Source organism: Escherichia sp. E1130 (assembly GCF_005781065.1).
Taxonomy (GTDB): domain Bacteria; phylum Pseudomonadota; class Gammaproteobacteria; order Enterobacterales; family Enterobacteriaceae; genus Escherichia.
Genome location: NZ_VATL01000001.1, coordinates 262,726 through 286,087 on the forward strand (window position 1 = coordinate 262,726; position 23,362 = coordinate 286,087).

The 23,362-nt window shown below is 50.6% G+C and carries 22 protein-coding genes; 8 read left to right on the plus strand and 14 right to left on the minus strand.

Going from position 1 to position 23,362, the window contains the following annotated elements; translation table 11 throughout:
• Positions 1-34: 34 nt before the first annotated feature.
• From atpA to asnC, 10 genes are all read right to left on the minus strand, one after another.
• Positions 35-1,576, minus strand: coding sequence for a F0F1 ATP synthase subunit alpha (gene atpA, locus FEK66_RS01295; RefSeq protein ID WP_001176745.1), 1,542 nt, complete (start codon positions 1,574-1,576; stop codon positions 35-37).
• A 12-nt stretch (positions 1,577-1,588) separates the two neighbouring features.
• Positions 1,589-2,122, minus strand: a complete 534-nt coding sequence (atpH, locus tag FEK66_RS01300) for a F0F1 ATP synthase subunit delta (protein WP_001288587.1) — start codon at positions 2,120-2,122, stop codon at positions 1,589-1,591.
• 14 nt (positions 2,123-2,136) lie between these two features.
• On the minus strand, positions 2,137-2,607 hold the full coding sequence (gene atpF, locus FEK66_RS01305; protein ID WP_001052219.1) for a F0F1 ATP synthase subunit B: 471 nt from the start codon (positions 2,605-2,607) through the stop codon (positions 2,137-2,139).
• Positions 2,608-2,668: 61 nt separating this feature from the next.
• Entirely contained in the window at positions 2,669-2,908 is a 240-nt protein-coding gene (gene atpE, locus FEK66_RS01310; RefSeq protein WP_000429386.1) for a F0F1 ATP synthase subunit C, read from the minus strand.
• 46 nt (positions 2,909-2,954) lie between these two features.
• Entirely contained in the window at positions 2,955-3,770 is an 816-nt protein-coding gene (gene atpB / locus FEK66_RS01315) for a F0F1 ATP synthase subunit A (RefSeq protein ID WP_000135618.1), read from the minus strand.
• An 8-nt stretch (positions 3,771-3,778) separates the two neighbouring features.
• On the minus strand, positions 3,779-4,159 hold the full coding sequence (atpI, locus tag FEK66_RS01320) for a F0F1 ATP synthase subunit I (RefSeq protein WP_130206826.1): 381 nt from the start codon (positions 4,157-4,159) through the stop codon (positions 3,779-3,781).
• Between the two features lie 616 nt (positions 4,160-4,775).
• Positions 4,776-5,399, minus strand: a complete 624-nt coding sequence (rsmG, locus tag FEK66_RS01325; protein ID WP_130206828.1) for a 16S rRNA (guanine(527)-N(7))-methyltransferase RsmG — start codon at positions 5,397-5,399, stop codon at positions 4,776-4,778.
• Between the two features lie 63 nt (positions 5,400-5,462).
• The gene (mnmG, locus tag FEK66_RS01330; protein WP_130206830.1) at positions 5,463-7,352 is read right to left on the minus strand and encodes a tRNA uridine-5-carboxymethylaminomethyl(34) synthesis enzyme MnmG; all 1,890 of its coding nucleotides are present in this window, start codon (positions 7,350-7,352) and stop codon (positions 5,463-5,465) included.
• A gap of 378 nt (positions 7,353-7,730) precedes the next feature.
• A complete protein-coding gene (mioC, locus tag FEK66_RS01335; protein ID WP_130206832.1) occupies positions 7,731-8,174 on the minus strand; it encodes an FMN-binding protein MioC in 444 nt (147 codons plus the stop codon).
• Positions 8,175-8,263: 89 nt separating this feature from the next.
• Positions 8,264-8,722 carry a transcriptional regulator AsnC gene (asnC, locus tag FEK66_RS01340; RefSeq protein ID WP_000432970.1) on the minus strand — a complete coding sequence of 153 codons (459 nt, stop codon included), beginning with the start codon at positions 8,720-8,722 and terminating at the stop codon, positions 8,264-8,266.
• Positions 8,723-8,873: 151 nt separating this feature from the next.
• Between asnC and asnA the strand changes: the two genes are divergently transcribed.
• Positions 8,874-9,866 carry an aspartate--ammonia ligase gene (asnA, locus tag FEK66_RS01345; RefSeq protein WP_000845136.1) on the plus strand — a complete coding sequence of 331 codons (993 nt, stop codon included), beginning with the start codon at positions 8,874-8,876 and terminating at the stop codon, positions 9,864-9,866.
• 4 nt (positions 9,867-9,870) lie between these two features.
• On the opposite strand, the gene viaA is transcribed toward asnA, so the two are convergent.
• Together viaA and ravA are read right to left on the minus strand one after the other, a co-directional pair.
• Positions 9,871-11,322 carry an ATPase RavA stimulator ViaA gene (gene viaA, locus FEK66_RS01350; protein WP_130206834.1) on the minus strand — a complete coding sequence of 484 codons (1,452 nt, stop codon included), beginning with the start codon at positions 11,320-11,322 and terminating at the stop codon, positions 9,871-9,873.
• Positions 11,316-12,812 (minus strand): ATPase RavA, encoded by a 1,497-nt coding sequence (ravA, locus tag FEK66_RS01355; protein ID WP_130206836.1) that lies wholly within the window; start codon positions 12,810-12,812, stop codon positions 11,316-11,318. The genes viaA and ravA overlap by 7 nt, the downstream gene beginning before the upstream one ends.
• A 222-nt stretch (positions 12,813-13,034) precedes the next feature.
• Between ravA and kup the strand changes: the two genes are divergently transcribed.
• The 7 genes from kup (at position 13,035) to rbsR (ending at position 20,940) form a co-directional block, all read left to right on the plus strand.
• Positions 13,035-14,903, plus strand: coding sequence for a low affinity potassium transporter Kup (kup, locus tag FEK66_RS01360; RefSeq protein ID WP_130206838.1), 1,869 nt, complete (start codon positions 13,035-13,037; stop codon positions 14,901-14,903).
• Between the two features lie 168 nt (positions 14,904-15,071).
• The gene (gene rbsD, locus FEK66_RS01365; RefSeq protein ID WP_130206840.1) at positions 15,072-15,491 is read left to right on the plus strand and encodes a D-ribose pyranase; all 420 of its coding nucleotides are present in this window, start codon (positions 15,072-15,074) and stop codon (positions 15,489-15,491) included.
• 7 nt (positions 15,492-15,498) lie between these two features.
• Entirely contained in the window at positions 15,499-17,004 is a 1,506-nt protein-coding gene (gene rbsA / locus FEK66_RS01370; RefSeq protein WP_135495433.1) for a ribose ABC transporter ATP-binding protein RbsA, read from the plus strand.
• A 4-nt stretch (positions 17,005-17,008) separates the two neighbouring features.
• Positions 17,009-17,974: a ribose ABC transporter permease gene (gene rbsC, locus FEK66_RS01375; protein ID WP_000211858.1), complete on the plus strand. Its 966-nt coding sequence runs from the start codon at positions 17,009-17,011 to the stop codon at positions 17,972-17,974.
• A 24-nt stretch (positions 17,975-17,998) separates the two neighbouring features.
• The gene (gene rbsB, locus FEK66_RS01380; RefSeq protein ID WP_001056273.1) at positions 17,999-18,889 is read left to right on the plus strand and encodes a ribose ABC transporter substrate-binding protein RbsB; all 891 of its coding nucleotides are present in this window, start codon (positions 17,999-18,001) and stop codon (positions 18,887-18,889) included.
• A gap of 125 nt (positions 18,890-19,014) precedes the next feature.
• Complete coding sequence (gene rbsK / locus FEK66_RS01385) at positions 19,015-19,944, plus strand: ribokinase (protein ID WP_135495456.1); 930 nt, start codon at positions 19,015-19,017, stop codon at positions 19,942-19,944.
• Between the two features lie 3 nt (positions 19,945-19,947).
• Positions 19,948-20,940, plus strand: coding sequence for a ribose operon transcriptional repressor RbsR (rbsR, locus tag FEK66_RS01390; RefSeq protein WP_130261125.1), 993 nt, complete (start codon positions 19,948-19,950; stop codon positions 20,938-20,940).
• On the opposite strand, the gene mdtD is transcribed toward rbsR, so the two are convergent.
• Both mdtD and FEK66_RS01400 read right to left on the minus strand, forming a co-directional pair.
• The gene (gene mdtD, locus FEK66_RS01395) at positions 20,906-22,333 is read right to left on the minus strand and encodes a multidrug transporter subunit MdtD (protein ID WP_135495434.1); all 1,428 of its coding nucleotides are present in this window, start codon (positions 22,331-22,333) and stop codon (positions 20,906-20,908) included. The genes rbsR and mdtD overlap by 35 nt on opposite strands.
• A gap of 22 nt (positions 22,334-22,355) precedes the next feature.
• Positions 22,356-23,048, minus strand: a complete 693-nt coding sequence (locus tag FEK66_RS01400; protein WP_130222537.1) for a FadR/GntR family transcriptional regulator — start codon at positions 23,046-23,048, stop codon at positions 22,356-22,358.
• Positions 23,049-23,362 lie beyond the last annotated feature (314 nt).

Below are 23,362 nucleotides of genomic sequence, written 5' to 3' on the forward strand. Positions count from 1 at the left end.
CCTTGCGGCCTGCCCTAAGGCAAGCCGCCAGACGTTACCAGGATTGGGTTGCTTTGAAGGAATCGAGGATGCCTTTCAGCTTGCCTTCGATTTCGTCGTTGTAGCCACCGGTCTGGTTGATCTCTTGCATCAACGGAGCGTGATCACGGTCGACGTAAGCCAGCAGAGCGGCTTCGAAGCTGCCGATTTTCGACAGTTCAACATCCGCCAGGTAACCACGTTCTGCTGCGAACAGAACTAGAGACTGCTGCGCAACGGACATCGGCGCATACTGTTTCTGTTTCAACAGTTCGGTCACTTTCTGACCGTGGTCAAGCTGCTTACGCGTTGCATCGTCAAGGTCGGATGCAAACTGAGAGAACGCTGCCAGTTCACGATACTGCGCCAGAGCGGTACGGATACCACCGGACAGTTTTTTCATGATCTTGGTCTGTGCTGCACCACCAACACGGGATACGGAGATACCCGGGTTAACCGCAGGACGAATACCGGCGTTGAACAGGTTGGTTTCCAGGAAGATCTGACCATCGGTAATGGAGATTACGTTGGTCGGAACGAACGCAGAAACGTCACCCGCCTGAGTTTCGATAATCGGCAGTGCGGTCAGAGAACCGGTTTTCCCTTTCACTTCACCTTTGGTGAAGGCTTCAACGTATTCGGCGTTAACACGCGCAGCACGCTCCAGCAGACGAGAGTGGAGGTAGAATACGTCGCCCGGGAATGCTTCACGTCCAGGCGGACGACGGAGCAGCAGGGAGATCTGACGGTAAGCAACAGCCTGTTTAGACAGGTCATCGTAAATGATCAGCGCATCTTCACCGCGGTCACGGAAGTATTCGCCCATTGCGCAACCGGCATATGGCGCCAGGTATTGCAGTGCAGCGGATTCAGACGCGGTTGCTACCACAACAATGGTGTTAGCCAGAGCGCCGTGCTCTTCCAGTTTACGTACCACGTTAGAAATGGTGGACGCTTTCTGGCCGATAGCGACATAGATACATTTGATACCGGAATCGCGCTGGTTGATGATGGCATCGATTGCCAGTGCGGTTTTACCGGTCTGACGGTCACCGATGATCAATTCACGCTGACCACGACCGATTGGGATCATGGAGTCAACGGCTTTATAACCGGTCTGTACCGGCTGATCTACGGACTGACGTTCGATAACGCCCGGAGCGATTGCTTCTACAGCAGAGAAGCCGTCGTGATCCAGCGGACCTTTACCGTCGATTGGTGCACCCAGAGTGTTAACCACACGGCCCAGCAGGCCACGGCCAACCGGAACTTCCAGGATACGGCCAGTACACTTAACTTTCATGCCTTCGGCAAGGTCAGCGTACGGACCCATAACAACCGCACCTACAGAGTCGCGCTCGAGGTTCAGTGCGATAGCGTAACGGTTACCCGGCAGGGAGATCATTTCACCCTGCATACAATCGGCCAGGCCGTGAATGCGGATAACACCGTCACTTACAGAAACAATAGTACCTTCGTTGTGAGCTTCACTCACAACATTGAACTGAGCAATGCGCTGCTTGATCAGTTCGCTGATTTCGGTGGAATTCAGTTGCATGCTCCAGTCCCCTTAAGACTGCAAGACGTCTGCAAGGCGCTCAAGACGACCGCGTACGCTGCCATCAATGACCATATCACCCGCTCGGATGATAACGCCTGCCATTACAGACTTATCGATTTTGCAATTCAGCTTAACTTTGCGTGACAGACGTTTTTCCATCGCAGCAGAAATTTTCGCGAGCTGTTGTTCACTCAATGCAGCAGCGGAAATGACGTCTACCTCAGCGGTAGCCTCACTCACGGCACGCAGGTGAATAAACTGCTCCAGAACATCCGGGAGCGCGTTAAGACGACCATTTTCAGCCATAACCCGAATCAGGTTCTGACCGTTTTCGTCCAGTTGCTCACCACAAACTGCGATAAACGACTCGGCGAGCGTTTCTGGCGCCAGTGCACCAGAGAGAAGCTCTGCCATCTGTTCGTTTTTGGTTACCTCGGCGGCAAACGCCAGCATGTCCTGCCAGCGTTCTACACTTTGGTGTTCGACGGCAAAGTCAAAAGCTGCTTTGGCGTAGGGGCGAGCTACCGTAATAAATTCAGACATCAGCCCCTCCCTCCTTACAGTTCAGCGACAAGTTTATCCACGATGTCGCTGTTAGCAGCTTCATCCACGGAACGTTCGATGATCTTCTCGGCGCCAGCAACAGCCAGGATAGCAACTTGCTTACGCAGCTCTTCACGGGCACGTTTACGCTCGGCTTCAATTTCCGCCTGCGCCTGGGCCACGATTTTAGTACGTTCCTGTTCTGCCTCAGCTTTCGCTTCGTCCAGAATCTGCGAGCGGCGTTTGTTCGCCTGCTCGATGATTACCTGGGCTTCCGCTTTCGCTTTTTTCAGCTGGTCGGTCGCGCTGGCCTTTGCAAGGTCAAGGTCCTTATGTGCTCGTTCTGCGGAAGCAAGACCGTCAGCAATTTCTTTTTGACGTTTTTCGATGGCTGCCATTAATGGCGGCCATACGTACTTCATGCAGAACAGAACGAACAGGACAAACGCGATGGCCTGGCCGAGGATTGTTGCGTTAAGATTCACAGCACAATGCCTCTATTTAGTTAACGTTCTGATATTGCTCTTTAAATAAAAGCAACGCTTACTACGCGACAGCGAACATCACGTACAGACCCAGACCTACAGCGATCATCGGGATAGCATCCACCAGACCCATAACGATAAAGAACTGAGTACGCAGCAGAGGAATCAGATCAGGTTGACGCGCTGCGCCTTCCAGGAATTTACCCCCGAGGATGCCGATACCGATCGCAGCACCGATTGCCGCCAGACCCATCATCACAGCGGCAGCCATGTACAGCAGATCCATATTCAGGTTTTCCATGACAGTCTCCAGTTTGTTTCAGTTAAAACGTAGTAGTGTTGGTAAATTAATGCTCTTCAGACGCCATCGACAGATAGACGATCGTCAGAACCATGAAGATGAAGGCTTGCAGCGTAATGATCAGGATGTGGAAAATGGCCCACGGCACATTCAGGATCCACTGTGACCACCACGGCAACAGACCAGCAATCAGAATGAAAATCAGCTCACCAGCGTACATGTTACCGAACAGTCGCAAACCGAGTGAAACTGGTTTGGACAGCAGGCTTACCCCTTCAAGGATTAAGTTGACAGGGATGAACGCCCAGTGATTGAACGGCTGCAGCGTCAACTCTTTCGTGAAGCCGCCGATGCCTTTCATTTTGATGCTGTAGAACAGAATCAGGATAAATACGCCCAGTGCCATAGACAGTGTTACGTTCACGTCCGCAGACGGAACCACACGCAGTGCAGGCAGACCCAGTACATGTTCAGCAATGTACGGCAGCAGGTCGATAGGCAGTAAATCCATCAGGTTCATCAGGAACACCCAGACGAAGATCGTCAGGGCCAGCGGAGCAATCAGCTTGCTTTTGCCATGGTACATGTCTTTCACGCTACCATTAACAAAGCCGATCACCAGCTCAATCGCGGTCTGAAACTTACCTGGCACGCCGCTGGTTGCCTTTTTGGCTACGCTACGGAATAAAACCAGGAACAACAGACCCAGCACCACCGAGAAGAACATGGAGTCAATATTAATTGTCCAGAAGGTGGCTGGGGGGTTATGCGGATCCACCAGCGAGAATGTACGCAGGTCCAGCTGAAGGTTATTCAGGTGGTGTCCTATGTAATCCTGCGGCGTCATATTTTCTGAAGCCATGATGCCTTTTACCCTTTGTTGTTAATTACAGCCGGTGCCAGTATCTGAACCACCAGCACCAAAACCCACGTAACGATCAGCGGCAAGAATACCGCCTTTAAAACAGCCAACGCCACCACCAGTAACACCAACATAGCCAGAACTTTGAAAGCTTCGCCAAATGCGAACGTCCAGGCCACCCGGCCTTTCGCTGGTGTATGCGCCTGGTGACGCCAGGCAAATATCATAAAAAAAACGTTAGGCAGAAAGACTGCCAGGCCTCCACTTAACGCAGAGACGCCCCAGAAGGGGTCTTTGAGGCTGAACAGCAATCCACTTGCTATCACCACCAGTAACTGAACGAGCAGAAGCTTCCGAGCAACGTTTCGACTCAAGAGCGACACAGACATCACGTTTTTCACTCCTGCTCCCTTCGAGGTATGCCGCGTGTCGTATAAAACTTTCTTTAAGGCTTAGAGTCAAGCATCAAAAAGCGGTCAAATTATACGGTGCGCCCCCGTGATTTCAAACAATAAGTAGCCAAAAGGTGAATAAATGTTTAAATATTTTTCCAGTGCATACAATTGCGACTTTTCTGCTGACCGTGGTGGATCATGAAAAACTGTAAATAACGCGTAAACACTAGTGGTAAAGCGTGCTTCAGATCACATATCGAGCATGTTCACCCGTAGCATATTTATTTACTTGGCAAATGATGCCTTTGCAAGCTTCTGATATTTAAGTCTAAAAACAGATACTCTTTTCACAAATAGCATTTACACAACAAAAACCACCCATTGACATTCTTAATAAAATTTTAACAGACAATTATGGTTCTTAGCGCCGATTTTTAGCAGCCTGATATTTTCACTAATGACTTATTTTCTGCTTACCAAAAAAAGCCACGTTACTTTGTTGATACAAAATAGTGAACGTGGCGTTAAATGTAACCAGTTATATCAGTAGAAAACCTGGTTGTTGTTAACAGTCTAACCGGTCAATTTTTTATTATTTTTTTGATAAAAATTAAATTTTATTTGCTTTAATAACCACCAGATGACGTTCGCCATCCAGGGCTGGAACCTGAAGTTTAATCACTGATTCAACCTGATATTCTTCGGGCAACAAAGCGATTTCATCTTCCGGCATTTGCCCTTTCAGCGCGTAGAAACGGCCTTGCTCACCAGGAAGATGATGGCACCAGCTCACCATATCGTTCAGAGAGGCAAAAGCGCGGCTAATTACGCCATCAAATGGTGGCTCTGACGGAAACTCTTCTACCCTGCTTTGTACTGGCTCAATATTCTCCAGTTTAAGCTCATGTTGCACCTGACGGAGGAAACGCACGCGTTTACCAAGGCTATCCAGCAATGTGAAATGGGCTTCAGGACGCACGATGGAAAGCGGTATGCCAGGCAACCCCGGTCCGGTTCCCACATCAATAAAACGCTCACCTTGCAGATATGGAGCAACGACAATGCTGTCGAGAATATGGCGTACCAGCATCTCGTTAGGATCGCGGACCGAGGTCAGGTTGTACGCTTTATTCCATTTATGCAGCATATTTACGTAGGCAATAAGCTGATTTTTCTGGTGATCGGTAAGCGAAATTCCTGCGTCTTTCAGCAGTGAAGAGAGTTTGTTGAGCACGGTGATTACCTGTTCTTGATGCGTTGCCAGGTAAGCGGGTGCTTACCTGGCATTTTTAATGCGTTATGCGCTACGACGCAGCATACCCTGTTTTTTCAGCCACACCAGAAGAATGGAGATGGCCGCAGGCGTAACGCCAGAAATACGCGAAGCCTGACCGATAGATGCCGGTTTGTGATCGTTAAGTTTGGCGATCACTTCGTTAGACAGACCGGATACCTGGCGGTAATCCAGCGTCGCAGGCAGCAGCGTGTTCTCGTTACGCTGTTGCTTTTCGATCTCATCTTGCTGGCGCGCAATATAACCTTCGTATTTAACCTGAATCTCAACCTGTTCCGCCGCCTGTTCGTCTGTCAACGCAGGGGAAAACGGCGTCAGCGTGGTTAATTTTTCATAAGTCATTTCCGGACGACGCAGCAGATCTTCACCGCTGGCTTCACGGGAAAGCGGCGCAGTCAGGTGGGCATTCACTTCGGCTGCAGCTTCCGCTGACGGCGTTACCCAGGTTGACTTCAGGCGCTGACGCTCACGCTCGATGTTCTCAAGCTTCTCGTTAAAGCGCGCCCAGCGTTCGTCATCTACCAGACCCAGTTCACGACCGATTTCAGTCAAACGCAGATCCGCGTTATCTTCGCGCAGCATCAGACGATATTCTGCGCGGGAGGTAAACATACGGTACGGTTCTTTGGTTCCTAAAGTGCACAGGTCATCAACCAGTACGCCGAGATACGCCTGAGAACGCGCCGGAGCCCAACCTTCTTTGTCAGCAGACAGACGGGCAGCGTTAAGACCGGCCAGCAAACCTTGCGCAGCGGCTTCTTCATAACCGGTAGTGCCGTTAATCTGACCAGCAAAGAACAGGCCCTGGATAAACTTACTCTCCAGCGTTGGTTTCAGGTCACGCGGATCGAAGAAGTCATATTCGATGGCATAACCAGGACGCACGATCTTCGCATTTTCCATCCCCTGCATGGAACGGACGATTTGCATCTGCACATCGAACGGCAGGCTGGTGGAGATACCGTTCGGATAAATTTCGTTAGACGTCAGCCCTTCCGGTTCAAGGAAGATCTGATGCTGATTTCTGTCGGCAAAGCGCATGACTTTGTCTTCGATCGACGGGCAGTAACGTGGGCCAACACCTTCGATCACCCCCGCGTACATTGGGCTGCGATCGAGGTTACTGCGGATCACATCATGGGTTTTCTCGTTGGTATGGGTGATATAACACGGAACCTGCTGGGGATGCTGGGCCGCATTGCCCATGAACGAGAATACCGGCATTGGGTTATCGCCATGCTGTTGCGCCAGCACGCTGAAGTCGATAGTGCGCGCATCGATACGCGGCGGCGTCCCGGTTTTCAGACGACCAACGCGCAGCGGCAGTTCACGCAAACGGCGAGAAAGCGGAATGGATGGCGGATCACCAGCACGGCCACCGCTGTAATTATCCAGACCGATATGAATTTTACCGTCGAGGAACGTCCCAACGGTGAGCACGACGGCTTTGGCACGGAACTTCAGTCCCATTTGGGTAACTGCACCGACCACGCGATCGTTTTCGACAATAAGATCTTCAACCGCCTGCTGGAAGATCATCAGGTTCGGTTGGTTCTCCAGCGCAGTACGTACTGCCTGACGATAGAGCACACGATCCGCCTGAGCTCGGGTAGCGCGAACCGCCGGTCCCTTGCTTGCGTTTAGTATCCTAAACTGGATACCCGCCTGATCGATCGCTTTCGCCATCAGACCGCCGAGTGCATCCACTTCTTTTACCAGATGTCCCTTCCCAATACCGCCGATCGCCGGGTTGCAGCTCATCTGCCCCAGAGTGTCGATATTGTGTGTCAAAAGCAGAGTCTGTTGACCCATACGCGCCGCGGCCATCGCGGCCTCGGTGCCTGCATGACCCCCGCCAATGATGATGACGTCAAAAGGATCCGGATAAAACATGGTGATTGCCTCGCATAACGCGGTATGAAAATGGATTGAAGCCCGGGCCGTGGATTCTACTCAACTTTGTCGGCTTGAGAAAGACCCGGGATCCTGGGTATTAAAAAGAAGATCTATTTATTTAGAGATCTGTTCTATTGTGATCTCTTATTAGGATCGCACTACCCTGTGGATAACAAGGATCCGGCTTTTAAGATCAACAACCTGGAAAGGATCATTAACTGTGAATGATCGGTGATCCTGGACAGTATAAGCTGGGATCAGAATGATGGGTTATACACAACTCAAAAACTGAACAACAGTTGTTCTTTGGATAACTACCGGTTGATCCAAGCTTCCTGACAGAGTTATCCACAGTAGATCGCACGATCTGTATACTTATTTGAGTAAATTAATCCACGATCCCAGCCATTCTTCTGCCGGATCTTCCGGAATGTCGTGATCAAGGATGTTGATCTTCAGTGTTTCACCAATCTGTTTTGCACCGGAATTTTTGAGTTCTGCCTCGAGTTTATCTATGGCCCCACAAAAAGTGTCGTATTCACGACTGCCAATACCGATTGCGCCAAAGCGCACCGCAGAAAGATCGGGCTTTTGTTCCTGCAATGCTTCATAGAAAGGAGAAAGGTTGTCCGGAATGTCTCCGGCACCGTGGGTTGAGCTGATAACCAGCCAGATCCCAGAGGCAGATAAATCTTCTAACAGCGGACCGTGCAGCGTTTCGGTGGTAAAACCCGCCTCTTCCAGCTTTTCAGCCAGGTGTTCTGCTACATATTCGGCACCGCCCAGGGTGCTGCCGCTGATAAGAGTGATATCTGCCATAAACCGCCACCTTTATTAAGAGTGGCGTATTGTACGCTGTGAACGCGCTGGGATCTACCTGTGGAAAAGTATGGGATTAAAAAAGCTGATCATGGCTTGATGGTGCGCATGATCGGGTTCTGCAGGACGATCAGTGTCTCAGTGGACTGAATTTCATCAATTGTTTGGATCTTGTTGATAAGTACATGCTGGAGGGCGTCGATCGAGCGGCACATTACTTTTATAAAGATGCTGTAGTGGCCGGTGGTGTAATAGGCTTCGGTGACTTCGTCGAGACTTTCCAGCTTTGCCAGCGCGGAAGGATAGTCTTTTGCGCTCTTCAGGATAATGCCGATAAAACAGCCTACGTCATAACCGAGCTGTTTTGGGCTGACGTCGATACGGGCGCCGGTAATGATCCCCGCCTGCTTCATTTTCTCTACACGAACGTGAATCGTCCCCGGGCTTACGCCAAATTGTTTCGCCAGTTCGGCGTAAGCGGTGCGTGCATTGCCCATTAATGCTTCCAGGATGCCGCGGTCCAGATTGTCGATCAGATAATTTTCCATAGGATTTTCTTATGTGTATTGATGATTTGTTCTATTTTAGCCTTCTTTTTTAACGAATCAAAAATGAGTTTGGCTTTTTATTGAATGATTATTGCATGTGTGTCGGTTTTTATTGCTTAATCATAAGCAACAGGACGCAGGAGTATAAAAAATGAAAACCGCTTACATTGCCAAACAACGTCAAATTAGCTTCGTGAAATCTCACTTTTCTCGTCAACTGGAAGAACGCTTAGGGCTGATTGAAGTCCAGGCGCCGATTCTTAGCCGTGTGGGGGATGGCACGCAGGATAACTTGTCGGGCTGTGAAAAAGCGGTACAGGTAAAAGTGAAAGCTCTGCCTGATGCCCAGTTCGAAGTGGTTCATTCACTGGCGAAGTGGAAACGTCAGACATTAGGGCAACACGACTTCAGCGTGGGCGAAGGGCTGTACACGCACATGAAAGCCCTTCGCCCCGATGAAGACCGTCTTTCCCCGCTGCACTCGGTCTATGTTGACCAGTGGGACTGGGAACGCGTAATGGGCGACGGTGAGCGTCAATTCTCCACTCTGAAAAGCACAGTAGAGGCGATCTGGGCGGGAATTAAAGCAACCGAAGCTGCTGTTAGCGAAGAGTTTGGTCTGGCACCGTTCCTGCCGGATCAGATCCACTTCGTACACAGCCAGGAGTTACTGTCTCGTTATCCGGATCTCGATGCCAAAGGGCGTGAGCGGGCGATTGCGAAAGATCTTGGCGCGGTATTCCTCGTAGGGATTGGTGGCAAGCTGAGCGATGGTCATCGCCACGACGTGCGCGCACCGGATTATGATGACTGGAGCACCCCGTCAGAGCTGGGTCATGCGGGTCTGAACGGCGATATTCTGGTATGGAACCCAGTACTGGAAGATGCGTTTGAGCTTTCTTCCATGGGGATCCGCGTGGATGCCGACACGCTGAAGCATCAACTGGCGCTGACCGGTGATGAAGATCGTCTACAGCTGGAATGGCATCAGGCGCTGCTGCGTGGTGAAATGCCGCAGACCATCGGTGGCGGTATTGGCCAGTCTCGTTTGACTATGCTGCTGCTGCAACTGCCGCATATCGGCCAGGTTCAGTGTGGTGTATGGCCGGCAGCTGTTCGCGAGAGCGTCCCTTCTCTGCTGTAATCGTTTATCGCCGCCAGCGTCTGAGCAGGCGGCTTCGCATCCCGGTATCAAAGCGCCAGATATGATCGAAAATGCGCATGATGCCGGGTTTGCCGTGTGCTGACATCGCCACGGCGTGAAAGCGATGCTGATGTACCCGCTGCAACTCTTTCACTTTACTCGTCACATCGTCAGGCAACCGCTGGGCGATAAAATCAGAAATCACCACCGCATCAGCGTCAAACCATTCCCGACTTTGTAAGCGTTCCATAATGGCGCGAAAACAACTGGCCAGATCGGTGCCGCCACGAAACTGCTGACTTAAAAAGCGGATCGCTTGTTCAAGACCTTGTGGGCCTGAAAGCTCGTAACGGACGATCTCGGTGGAAAATAACATAATATAGCAGCGTCGATTTTCAGCGAGGGCTATGCGCATCAAGGCCAGGCAGAACGCTTTCGCACACTGCTCATTAAAACCGCCCATTGAGCCGGAAGTATCTACGCAGACAATAAACGGTCCACGCGGTTGTTCGTCGTAATCTTTATGTACCACCGGGCGTTCGATCACTTTTTCACGCCATGATTCACCGTGCAGACGATAGGTGAGCAACTGTTTTTCCACCAGCCGACGATAAAATTCATATTCCAGTTCAGTGATGCCCAGTGTCGCCAGTTCCGGCGGCAGAAGGCGTAAAATATCATCGCTTTGTTGCAGGCCATCAACCTGCTCAGGAACGGTTGCCGGTTCGCGCACCATAGTGCGGAAGGTTTCCATCTGCGCATCGTTGCGGGGTATTGATTTGGCCTCCCGCGAACGTCCCAGCTGTTCCGCCAGACGTTTCAGTTCCGGCTGTTCGTTAAGAAATTCCCCGTATTTCACAATCAACTGATAGTCGCCGCGTTTAAGCTGACCGGCGCTCATATCCCACAGACGACCGGCTGCGGTGTTGTTATCTGCCAGAACTGGTTCGAGCTGTCCGCTTAATGTCATGCGTTCCTGAACTTCGCTCAACAGTTGTTCGCGTTCTTCTTCTAATAACTGCTGATTCAGGGTCGTCGCTTGCACAATCAGGCTTAAGCGCCAACGCTGGAGAAAAAGCGTATGCAATGACGGAGTGATAGTGCTGTTAGCATCAACCAGCTGTCGGGCTTGTTCGGCCCACGGGGAATTCAGACGATGCAGTAAGTCCAGAATCTGCGGCAGCTGCACAATAAACTGCGGCGTGGAGAGAAGCTGGCTTTGCTGATAGCACATGACCTCTTCAGTGAGTTCCGGCGGGACACGCGTATCTTTCAGACGGCTATGCAGCACCTCACGCCAGCGGGGAATATCATCGGTGATTGCCGCCTTGAGGCGCGGGAATTTTTCAAAGAATACCACCAGCTGCGGTGAGGCCAGCAGCGCGATGATCATCTCTTCGATCAATCCCTCTTCGCTGACGGCCAGCATCACATTGAGCGTATCCAGTGTTAGCATTGTTGCGCCTGGCGAATCTGGGCACCGACATCCTGTAGGCTGGCTTCAATGCGACCTAACCAGTCGCCAGGGATAAACAGACATTTTTGCTGTTCGCTGAATAAAATGTGTTGCTTACGCCAGTCGCTTTCAAGCTCTTCCAGTTGTTGTTTTATTTCATCTGGTAGACCTTCAGCCGATGAACCGGGGAGCGCCAGCATACTGCCTTGTAAACTTACATCGCGTACAACCAGATGTTGGGCGCTATCAACTTCCAGATTCAGTTTCTGGGCAAAGCCGATACCGTTCAGTTTGCCACGAATTTCACCACCTTTGCTCAGCCACTGTTCCAGCGCGCTACGCTCAAAGGAGATATGAACTACTTCCATATCATGCAGTTTTAACGGTTTTTGCAGCAGCAGAGTCAGATTGGAAGCAGTAACGTTGACAGGAAGCTGATACTGCTGACGACGGCTGAAAATGCCGCCCAGACGAATTACCGTTAAGGCTGTTTTATCGCTTTGTTGCTGCTGGAGTTGCAGACGACGTTGCACAATCGCGCCCAGGCGGGTCAACATCCCCTGCTGTTGCCAGGCATGACCGGTCATCAATAAATCAATTTGTTGTTGAATCAAATTCAGGCTTTGCGCGTCATACCACAGGCAATCTTTCAGCAAGATAAGATCAACCGGGGCAACAGCACTGCGACCACTAAAAAAAGCGCTGGCCTGCAATAAGCGGATCGCTTTTTTCCAGCGACGATCGGAGACGTAAGGCGCATCTGGTAATTTATCCAGTTGCTGGCGCAGCATAAAAATCAGCTCAAATACATGATCGGGCAGCGTAATTTCACTAATCTCTTTCTGCCAGCGTTCATATTCTTCATCAGTGACCTGCAAGGCGGCAGGAACCGGATTGTTATTTTCATCTTGTTGGCTGGTCAGCATGGAGCGGAAATTCGCTTTATCCTGCACTTTATCTAACCACAGACGAATCAGCATGCGGTCATATAACGCTTCCAGACTGCTGTCTGCTTCCGGCAGCTCGTTGGAGGCCGCCACGAGCAAGCGCATCGGGATTTTTTCGACATGAGCACCGTTACGGAATTGACGTTCGTTAATAGCGGTTAGCAGGGTATTAAGAATTGCCGGGCCAGCTTTCCAGATTTCATCCAGAAAGACGATTTCTGCTTCCGGCAGGTAACCGCTGGTTAAGCGTTCATAGCGTCCCTCATCTTTTAACGCCTGAATGGAAAGGGGGCCAAAAACTTCTTCCGGGGTGGAGAAGCGGGTCATCAGATATTCAAAATCGCGCGCATTCTGGAAGGCGAATTTTAAGCGACGGGCGATCAGACTTTTAGCAATACCTGGGGGGCCAAGCAGGAACACGCTTTCACCACTTAATGCCGCTAACAAACACAGGCGGATGGCGTGGCTACGTTCATAAAGCCCCTTTTCCAGCGCGCTGCTCAGGCGGGAAATTCTTTCCGCTAATAAATGAGGGTGAGCCATAATGAAGTGGCGTCCTTTCGTCAAAAGTTCTGCGTAAATTGCGAGTATAGACGTTTCTTGCTGGTGGCAAAAATAGTCTCAAAGAAGGGATATTTTTCTTTGAGCCAGGTTAATGTGGCCGCATTTAGGAGTACGATTTTGCCGTTAATCGTGCATACTGAGCGCTTTTTTGTGGGCCAAGGGACTACGCACACATTTCATATTTCAACGAAAGACTAGTCTATGAGCACTGATAATAAGCAATCGTTGCCCGCGATAACCCTCGCGGCGATTGGAGTTGTCTACGGCGATATTGGTACCAGCCCGTTATATACACTTCGTGAATGTTTGTCCGGCCAGTTTGGTTTTGGCGTTGAACGCGATGCCGTGTTTGGCTTTTTATCGCTGATCTTCTGGCTGCTAATCTTTGTGGTTTCCATCAAATACCTTACCTTCGTGATGCGCGCGGATAACGCCGGAGAAGGGGGAATTCTGACGTTGATGTCGCTTGCCGGGCGTAATACGTCGGCGCGAACCACATCAATGCTGGTGATTATGGGGCTAATCGGTGGCAGCTTTTTCTATGGTGAAGTCGTCATAACACCTGCTATTTCGGTGATGTCTGCCATTGAAGGTCTGGAAATCGTCGCCCCGCAACTGGATACCTGGATAGTTCCCCTCTCAATCATCGTTCTTACTTTACTGTTTATGATTCAAAAACATGGCACGGCTATGGTCGGTAAGCTGTTTGCGCCGATCATGCTGACCTGGTTTTTGATTCTGGCAGGGCTGGGGTTACGTAGCATTATTGCTAACCCGGAAGTGCTGCATGCGCTGAATCCGATGTGGGCGGTGCATTTCTTCCTTGAATACAAAACGGTTTCTTTTATTGCATTAGGGGCGGTGGTGCTGTCGATTACCGGAGTCGAGGCGCTGTATGCCGATATGGGGCATTTTGGTAAGTTCCCGATTCGCCTGGCGTGGTTCACTGTCGTCTTGCCTTCCTTAACCCTTAACTACTTCGGCCAGGGAGCGCTGTTGTTAAAGAACCCGGAAGCGATTAAGAACCCGTTCTTCCTGTTAGCACCTGATTGGGCGCTAATCCCGCTGCTGATTATCGCTGCACTGGCAACGGTGATTGCCTCGCAGGCAGTTATCTCTGGCGTTTTCTCATTGACGCGTCAGGCGGTACGTCTGGGATATCTTTCGCCGATGCGTATCATTCACACCTCCGAAAGGGAGTCAGGGCAAATCTATATTCCGTTTGTGAACTGGATGCTCTATGTCGCGGTCGTGATTGTGATTGTCAGCTTTGAGCACTCCAGTAACCTGGCGGCGGCGTATGGGATTGCGGTGACCGGAACGATGGTACTGACGTCTATTCTTTCGACTACCGTGGCGCGTCAGAACTGGCACTGGAATAAGTATTTTGTTGCGCTGATCCTGATAGCCTTCCTTTGTGTCGATATTCCATTGTTCACCGCTAACCTCGATAAACTGCTCTCCGGCGGCTGGTTGCCATTGAGCCTCGGTACGGTGATGTTTATCGTGATGACCACCTGGAAGAGCGAGCGTTTCCGCCTGCTGCGACGGATGCATGAACATGGTAACTCTCTGGAAGCGATGATTGCTTCGCTGGAAAAATCACCGCCCGTTCGCGTTCCCGGAACCGCGGTGTACATGTCGCGTGCAATCAACGTCATTCCCTTTGCGCTGATGCATAACCTGAAACATAACAAGGTATTGCATGAGCGGGTGATTCTGTTAACTCTGCGTACCGAAGACGCGCCATATGTCCATAACGTCCGTCGGGTACAGATTGAACAACTGTCGCCCACTTTCTGGCGCGTGGTGGCAAGTTACGGCTGGCGGGAAACGCCAAACGTGGAAGAAGTCTTCCACCGCTGTGGCCTGGAAGGGTTAAGTTGCCGGATGATGGAAACCTCCTTCTTTATGTCCCATGAGTCGTTGATCCTCGGCAAACGCCCGTGGTACTTACGTTTGCGTGGCAAACTGTACTTGCTGTTGCAGCGTAATGCACTGCGTGCACCAGATCAGTTTGAAATCCCACCAAACAGGGTTATTGAACTAGGTACTCAGGTCGAAATCTAACGCCAGACGCCTCCTTTCTCCATAAAGGAGGCGTTTTTGTTTTTCATGCTTAATCACGATGTAAAACGTTTCGATGTTGATCACATTTCAGTAACGTTGCGATGGTTTTCTCTGTTCAGTCAGGATTAAACTGCTGGTCAGCGAAACGTTTCGCTGATGGAGAAAAAAATGAAAAAAGGCACCGTTCTTAATTCTGATATTTCGTCGGTGATCTCCCGTCTGGGGCATACCGATACGCTGGTGGTGTGTGATGCTGGTTTACCCATCCCAAAAAGTACAACGCGTATCGATGTGGCATTAACCCAGGGCGTACCTTCTTTTATGCAGGTACTGGGAGTTGTTACGAGTGAAATGCAGGTTGAGGCAGCCATTATCGCGGAAGAGATCAAACAACATAATCCGCAACTCCACGAAACGTTGCTCACTCACCTTGAGCAGCTGCAACAACACCAGGGAAACACCATTGAAATTCGTTACACCACGCATGAACAATTCAAACAACTAACCGCAGAAAGTCAGGCGGTAATTCGCAGCGGAGAATGTTCTCCGTATGCGAATATCATTCTCTGTGCTGGCGTGACGTTCTGAGGTCGTCATGGAAGCATTACTACAGCTTAAAGGCATTGATAAAGCCTTTCCGGGCGTAAAAGCCCTCTCGGGCGCCGCGTTAAATGTCTATCAGGGCCGCGTGATGGCGCTGGTAGGCGAAAACGGCGCGGGTAAATCCACCATGATGAAAGTGCTTACCGGTATCTATACTCGCGATGCCGGTACGCTTTTATGGCTGGGGAAAGAAACGACATTTACCGGGCCGAAATCTTCCCAGGAAGCCGGGATTGGGATTATCCACCAGGAGCTGAACCTGATCCCGCAGTTGACCATTGCCGAAAACATTTTCCTCGGTCGTGAGTTTGTTAATCGCTTTGGCAAAATTGACTGGAAAACCATGTATGCCGAAGCGGATAAATTGCTGGCTAAACTTAACCTGCGCTTTAAAAGCGACAAGCTGGTGGGCGATCTTTCCATCGGTGACCAGCAAATGGTTGAAATTGCCAAAGTGCTGAGCTTTGAGTCGAAAGTCATCATTATGGATGAACCGACAGATGCGCTGACTGATACCGAAACCGAATCCCTGTTCCGCGTCATTCGCGAGCTGAAATCGCAAGGGCGCGGCATTGTCTATATCTCCCACCGCATGAAAGAAATCTTCGAGATTTGCGATGACGTTACCATTTTTCGTGACGGGCAATTTATTGCCGAGCGTGAAGTGGCATCACTGACCGAAGATTCGCTGATTGAGATGATGGTGGGCCGCAAGCTGGAAGAGCAGTATCCACACCTGGACAAAGCGCCGGGAGATATCCGCCTGAAAGTCGATAATCTCTGCGGACCTGGTGTTAACAGCGTCTCTTTTACCCTACGCAATGGCGAAATCCTTGGCGTCTCTGGTTTGATGGGCGCGGGGCGTACCGAATTAATGAAAGTGCTCTATGGCGCACTGCCGCGCACCAGCGGTTATGTCACGCTGGATGGGCATGAAGTTATTACTCGTTCACCGCAGGATGGCCTGGCAAACGGCATTGTGTATATCTCTGAAGACCGTAAACGCGACGGTTTAGTACTGGGCATGTCAGTAAAAGAAAATATGTCGCTGACTGCGCTGCGCTACTTCAGCCGTACTGGCGGCAGTTTGAAGCATGCCGATGAACAACAGGCAGTGAGTGATTTTATTCGCCTGTTCAATGTGAAAACGCCGTCAATGGAACAGGCAATTGGCCTGCTCTCCGGTGGCAATCAGCAAAAAGTGGCGATTGCCCGCGGTCTGATGACGCGCCCGAAAGTACTTATCCTTGATGAACCTACCCGTGGTGTAGATGTCGGCGCGAAAAAAGAGATCTATCAACTGATCAACCAGTTCAAAGCCGATGGCTTGAGCATCATTCTGGTGTCATCAGAGATGCCAGAAGTATTAGGCATGAGCGATCGCATCATCGTCATGCATGAAGGGCATCTCAGCGGGGAATTTACTCGTGAGCAAGCCACCCAGGAAGTGTTAATGGCTGCCGCTGTGGGCAAGCTTAATCGCGTGAATCAGGAGTAAAAAAATGACAACCCAGACTGTTTCTGGTCGCCGTTATTTCACGAAAGCGTGGCTGATGGAGCAGAAATCGCTTATCGCTCTGCTGGTGCTGATCGCGATTGTCTCGACGTTAAGCCCGAACTTTTTCACCATCAATAACTTATTCAATATTCTCCAGCAAACCTCGGTGAACGCCATTATGGCGGTAGGGATGACGCTGGTGATCCTGACGTCGGGCATCGACTTGTCCGTCGGTTCTCTGTTGGCGCTGACTGGCGCAGTTGCTGCGTCTATCGTCGGCATTGAAGTCAATGCGCTGGTGGCTGTCGCTGCCGCACTGGCATTAGGTGCCGCAATTGGTGCGGTAACAGGGGTGATTGTGGCGAAAGGCCGCGTCCAGGCGTTTATCGCTACCCTCGTGATGATGTTATTGCTGCGCGGCGTGACTATGGTTTATACCAACGGTAGCCCAGTGAATACCGGCTTTACTGAGAACGCCGATCTGTTTGGCTGGTTTGGTATTGGTCGTCCGCTGGGCGTACCGACGCCAGTCTGGATCATGGGGATTGTCTTCCTCGCGGCCTGGTACATGCTGCATCACACGCGTCTGGGGCGTTACATCTACGCGCTGGGCGGCAACGAAGCGGCAACGCGTCTTTCTGGTATCAACGTCAATAAAATCAAAATCATCGTCTATTCTCTTTGTGGTCTGCTGGCATCGCTGGCCGGGATCATTGAAGTGGCGCGCCTCTCCTCCGCACAACCCACGGCGGGGACTGGCTATGAGCTGGATGCTATTGCTGCGGTGGTTCTGGGCGGTACGAGTCTGGCGGGCGGAAAAGGTCGCATTGTTGGGACGTTGATCGGCGCATTAATTCTTGGCTTCCTTAATAATGGATTGAATTTGTTAGGTGTTTCCTCCTATTACCAGATGATCGTCAAAGCTGTGGTGATTTTGCTGGCGGTGCTGGTAGACAACAAAAAGCAGTAATAACGACTACAGGACATCTTGAATATGAACATGAAAAAACTGGCTACCCTGGTTTCTGCTGTTGCGCTAAGCGCCACCGTTAGTGCGAATGCAATGGCAAAAGACACCATTGCGCTGGTGGTTTCCACACTCAATAACCCGTTCTTTGTATCGCTGAAAGATGGCGCGCAGAAAGAGGCGGATAAACTCGGCTATAACCTGGTGGTGCTGGACTCCCAGAACAACCCGGCGAAAGAGCTGGCGAACGTGCAGGACTTAACCGTTCGCGGCACCAAAATTCTGCTGATTAACCCAACCGACTCCGATGCGGTGGGTAACGCCGTGAAGATGGCAAACCAGGCGAACATCCCAGTTATCACCCTTGACCGTCAGGCCACGAAAGGCGAAGTGGTGAGCCACATTGCTTCTGATAACGTACTGGGCGGCAAAATCGCCGGTGATTACATCGCGAAGAAAGCGGGCGAAGGTGCCAAAGTTATCGAGCTGCAAGGCATTGCCGGTACATCCGCAGCCCGTGAACGTGGCGAAGGCTTCCAGCAGGCTGTTGCTGCTCACAAATTTAACGTCCTTGCCAGCCAGCCGGCAGACTTCGACCGTACCAAAGGTTTGAACGTAATGCAGAACCTGTTGACCGCTCATCCGGATGTGCAGGCAGTGTTCGCGCAGAATGATGAAATGGCGCTGGGCGCACTGCGTGCGCTGCAAACTGCTGGTAAATCGGATGTGATGGTCGTCGGATTTGACGGTACACCTGATGGCGAAAAAGCAGTAAATGATGGCAAACTGGCAGCGACTATCGCTCAGTTACCCGATCAGATTGGCGCGAAAGGTGTCGAAACCGCGGACAAAGTTCTGAAAGGCGAAAAAGTTCAGGCGAAATATCCGGTTGATCTGAAACTGGTTGTTAAGCAGTAGTCTTAGTCAGGTTTTATAACCTGATAGTGGCATCAATACGTCATCGACAGATGAACGTGTAATATAAAGAAAAGCAGGGTACGCGCCACCCTAACCCGGTGGCGCATTTTATGGACATCCCGAATATGCAAAACGCAGGCAGCCTCGTTGTTCTTGGCAGCATTAATGCTGACCATATCCTTAATCTTCAATCTTTTCCTACTCCAGGCGAAACCGTAACCGGTAACCACTATCAAGTCGCATTTGGCGGCAAAGGCGCGAATCAGGCGGTGGCAGCAGGGCGTAGCGGCGCGAATATCTCGTTTATAGCCTGCACGGGCGATGACAGTATTGGCGAGAGCGTACGTCAGCAGCTCGCTACTGATAACATTGATATTTCTCCGGTCAGCGTGATCAAAGGTGAATCAACAGGTGTAGCGCTGATTTTTGTTAATGGCGAAGGTGAGAATGTCATTGGTATTCATGCTGGCGCTAATGCTGCCCTTTCCCCGGCGCTGGTGGAAGCGCAACGTGAGCGTATTGCGAATGCCTCAGCATTATTAATGCAGCTGGAATCACCACTCGAAAGTGTGATGGCAGCAGCGAAAATTGCCCATCAAAATAAGACTATCGTTGCGCTTAACCCGGCCCCGGCTCGCGAACTTCCTGACGAACTGTTGGCGCTGGTGGACATTATTACGCCAAACGAAACGGAAGCAGAAAAGCTCACCGGTATTCGTGTTGAAAATGATGAAGATGCGGCGAAGGCGGCGCAGGTACTGCATGAAAAAGGTATCCGTACTGTACTGATTACTTTAGGAAGTCGTGGTGTATGGGCTAGCGTGAATAGTGAAGGTCAGCGCGTTCCTGGATTCCGGGTGCAGGCTGTCGATACCATTGCTGCCGGAGATACCTTTAACGGCGCGTTAATCACGGCGTTGCTGGAAGAAAAACCATTGCCAGAGGCGATTCGTTTTGCCCATGCCGCCGCTGCGATTGCCGTAACACGTAAAGGTGCACAACCTTCCGTACCGTGGCGTGAAGAGATCGACGCATTTTTAGACAGGCAGAGGTGACGCTTGGCTACAATGAAAGATGTTGCCCGCCTGGCGGGCGTTTCTACCTCAACAGTTTCTCACGTCATCAATAAAGATCGCTTCGTCAGTGAAGCGATTACCGCCAAAGTTGAAGCGGCGATTAAAGAACTCAATTACGCGCCATCAGCTCTGGCGCGTAGCCTCAAACTCAATCAAACACATACCATTGGCATGTTGATCACTGCCAGTACCAATCCTTTCTATTCAGAACTGGTGCGTGGTGTTGAACGCAGCTGCTTCGAGCGCGGTTATAGTCTTGTCCTTTGTAATACCGAAGGCGATGAGCAGCGAATGAATCGTAATCTGGAAACGTTGATGCAAAAGCGTGTTGATGGCTTGCTGTTACTGTGCACCGAAACGCATCAGCCTTCGCGTGAAATCATGCAACGTTATCCGACTGTGCCTACCGTGATGATGGACTGGGCGCCGTTCGATGGCGACAGCGATCTCATTCAGGATAACTCGTTGCTGGGAGGCGATTTAGCAACGCAATATCTGATCGACAAAGGTCATACTCGTATCGCCTGTATTACCGGGCCTCTGGATAAAACGCCTGCCCGATTGCGGCTGGAAGGTTATCGGGCGGCGATGAAACGTGCTGGCCTCGACATTCCCGATGGCTATGAAGTGACTGGCGATTTTGAATTTAACGGCGGGTTTGACGCGATGCGACAGCTGTTATCACATCCTCTGCGTCCTCAGGCGGTCTTTACCGGAAATGACGCAATGGCAGTGGGTGTTTACCAGGCGTTGTACCAGGCTGGATTGCATGTCCCGCAGGATATCGCGGTGATTGGTTATGACGATATTGAACTGGCACGTTATATGACGCCACCGCTCACCACTATCCATCAACCGAAAGATGAATTGGGAGAGCTGGCGATTGATGTACTCATCCACCGAATGGCGCAGCCAACCTTACAGCAACAACGATTACAACTTACTCCGATTCTGATGGCGCGTGGCTCGGCTTAGATTTTTGCTGGCGTTTAATCAAATTATTACCATCAGTTGCCTTCAGGAGCATGAACATCGCTGCTGAAGCAACCGTAATAATCCCCATCGTAATAAACGTATAGTGGAATTGTTCAACAATCGTCGTACCTTCCATCCCTTCGTAAACGCGAAGAACGGCTGCGCTAACGGCTACACCTAAACTGATCGACAACTGTTGCGTGACAGCCAGAACGCTATTACCACTGCTGGCGTTGTCATCGGTCAGATCGGCAAGTGTTATGGTATTCATCGCGGTAAATTGCGTCGACATCGCCATCCCTAAAATAAACAACGGCAAAATTAGCATCCAGATCGCCATTGCCGGAGATTGCAATGAGAACTGGGCGATCATCAAACCAATAATCACCGTAATTCCCACTAACGTATGGCGATAGCCCTGACGCCGTAAAACCTGCGTAACCATCGATTTCGCAATAATGGAGCCTAACGCTATCGGTGCCATCATGCAGCCAGCAATAAACGCCTGATAACCAAATCCTACCTGTAACATCAATGGCATAAGGAACGGTACACAGCCGGTCCCCAGACGGGTTGCAATATTGCCTACGATACCGATCGAGAAAGTGCGGGTTTTAAATAAATTTAATGAAATTAATGGGTTTGGCGTTCGTCGCGCATGGAGGATATAGAGAAGCAGTAACACTATGCTGGCCACAATGACCGTCAAGGCTATCCAGGTTTCAACAATTTTCTCACCAAACAGCTCTATTCCACTTGAGAAGAGCACAAGGCTAAGACCAAACAGTAAGAAACCAGTGATATCAAATTTTCGACGTGCTGTGGTGAAGTTGGGCATATGTTTGCGAGCGTAAAGAAGGCCCGCAATACCAATGGGAATATTGATTAAAAAGATCCAGTGCCATGTCGCCCACGTGACTAACATGCCACCAAGAACGGGCCCTAAAATCGGCCCTACCAGACCCGGCATGGCGACAAAATTCAGTACCGGGAGGAGTTCATTGCGTGGGTATGCGCGCAGTAACGCCAGGCGAGCGACCGGCATCATCATTGCGCCGCCTATCCCCTGAATAACACGGAAGACAACCAGTTGTGGCAGCGAGTTTGAGAGTGCGCAGGCCAGAGAACCCAACGTGAACAAGCTAACGGCAATGGTGAAAACGCGGCGTGTGCCGAAGCGATCGGCCAGCCATCCGCTGACCGGAATAAGCATCGCCACCGTCAGCGTGTAACTGATGATGGCCGATTGCATAGCGAGGGGGGAGCGATTAAGACTATGAGCGATATCGGGGAGGGCTGTATTCAGGATAGTGGCATCAAGTGCCTGCATGAAGAAAGCCATCGCCGCAATCCATGGCAAACCCGCCATACTGCGCTTCTTTTTCTCGCTCATTCAATGTCCCTTTGTCTGGTTATCACTTATCCGGAGTGTGTAGTAGCGCCTGACAAGCCTTAAATGCCGCGTTGCCATCGCTTTGGATAATCGCATCGACGATCGCCTGGTGCAGATCCAGCTTTATCACGGTGTCACTGGTTATTGACGTGAAGTAAGTGTGATAAACCGAATGGAATAGCGAGGCGAAAGAGGTCAAAAACGGATTGGCGCTCATTTCATAGATGTGCTCATGCCAGGCCATATCGACCTCAACCCAACGTTCTCGGCGAAAGTTATCTTTTAATGCGACCATTTCGGCCATTAGCGTGTTGAGATGCGCCTTCTGTTCTGCTGTTCCTACCGTTGCAGCCAGTAAACAGGCTTGCGGCTCCAGACAGATACGCATAACCAAAAAGTGATCAATGACCTGATGAAAGTTCTCTTCTGTCATCCACCAGGTGAGTAATTCCTGATCAAGAAAGTTCCAGTTGGATTGTGGCATGACCCGAGTACCAATTCGTGGACGCGGTAAAACCATCCCCTTTGCCGTTAACGTCTTGACCGCTTCGCGTACCGCAGTACGACTCACACCAAATTGCTCACCCAGTTCAATTTCACCCGGCAAAATGGTGCCAGGTGCGTATTCACCTTTTAAGATTCGTTGTGCCAGCTTCTCAGCCAGAACATATGAAAGGTTTTTCTGTGCAGCTAACTGTTGTGCGCTTAAAGGCATTACTTATCTTCCTTTTTCTTTTTATTCCTCTTTAGTATGCCACCTGGAAGTGTGATTGCGGTTGCAAAAACGGCAAATTGCTTGTTTTATGGCACGCTCACAGGTGTTTTGCTGAAAAAACGCGCATTCGGAAAATTATTTTAAATTTCCTCTTGTCAGCTCAGAATAACTCCCTATAATGCGCCACCACTGACACGGAACAACGGCAAACACGCCGCCGGGTCAGCGGGATTCTCCTGAGAATCTCAACAGAGAAAAGCAAAAAATGCTTGACTCTGTAGCGGGAAAGCGTATTATGCACACCCCGCGCCGCT

Coding starts and splice junctions, on each gene's coding strand:
- atpA (WP_001176745.1), bottom strand. CDS start 1,576: ATGCAACTGAATTCCACCGAAATCAGCGAACTGATCAAGCAGCGCATT.
- atpH (WP_001288587.1), bottom strand. CDS start 2,122: ATGTCTGAATTTATTACGGTAGCTCGCCCCTACGCCAAAGCAGCTTTT.
- atpE (WP_000429386.1), bottom strand. CDS start 2,908: ATGGAAAACCTGAATATGGATCTGCTGTACATGGCTGCCGCTGTGATG.
- atpB (WP_000135618.1), bottom strand. CDS start 3,770: ATGGCTTCAGAAAATATGACGCCGCAGGATTACATAGGACACCACCTG.
- atpI (WP_130206826.1), bottom strand. CDS start 4,159: ATGTCTGTGTCGCTCTTGAGTCGAAACGTTGCTCGGAAGCTTCTGCTC.
- mnmG (WP_130206830.1), bottom strand. CDS start 7,352: ATGTTTTATCCGGATCCTTTTGACGTCATCATCATTGGCGGGGGTCAT.
- mioC (WP_130206832.1), bottom strand. CDS start 8,174: ATGGCAGATATCACTCTTATCAGCGGCAGCACCCTGGGCGGTGCCGAA.
- asnC (WP_000432970.1), bottom strand. CDS start 8,722: ATGGAAAATTATCTGATCGACAATCTGGACCGCGGCATCCTGGAAGCA.
- asnA (WP_000845136.1), top strand. CDS start 8,874: ATGAAAACCGCTTACATTGCCAAACAACGTCAAATTAGCTTCGTGAAA.
- viaA (WP_130206834.1), bottom strand. CDS start 11,322: ATGCTAACACTGGATACGCTCAATGTGATGCTGGCCGTCAGCGAAGAG.
- ravA (WP_130206836.1), bottom strand. CDS start 12,812: ATGGCTCACCCTCATTTATTAGCGGAAAGAATTTCCCGCCTGAGCAGC.
- kup (WP_130206838.1), top strand. CDS start 13,035: ATGAGCACTGATAATAAGCAATCGTTGCCCGCGATAACCCTCGCGGCG.
- rbsD (WP_130206840.1), top strand. CDS start 15,072: ATGAAAAAAGGCACCGTTCTTAATTCTGATATTTCGTCGGTGATCTCC.
- rbsA (WP_135495433.1), top strand. CDS start 15,499: ATGGAAGCATTACTACAGCTTAAAGGCATTGATAAAGCCTTTCCGGGC.
- rbsC (WP_000211858.1), top strand. CDS start 17,009: ATGACAACCCAGACTGTTTCTGGTCGCCGTTATTTCACGAAAGCGTGG.
- rbsB (WP_001056273.1), top strand. CDS start 17,999: ATGAACATGAAAAAACTGGCTACCCTGGTTTCTGCTGTTGCGCTAAGC.
- rbsK (WP_135495456.1), top strand. CDS start 19,015: ATGCAAAACGCAGGCAGCCTCGTTGTTCTTGGCAGCATTAATGCTGAC.
- mdtD (WP_135495434.1), bottom strand. CDS start 22,333: ATGAGCGAGAAAAAGAAGCGCAGTATGGCGGGTTTGCCATGGATTGCG.
- FEK66_RS01400 (WP_130222537.1), bottom strand. CDS start 23,048: ATGCCTTTAAGCGCACAACAGTTAGCTGCACAGAAAAACCTTTCATAT.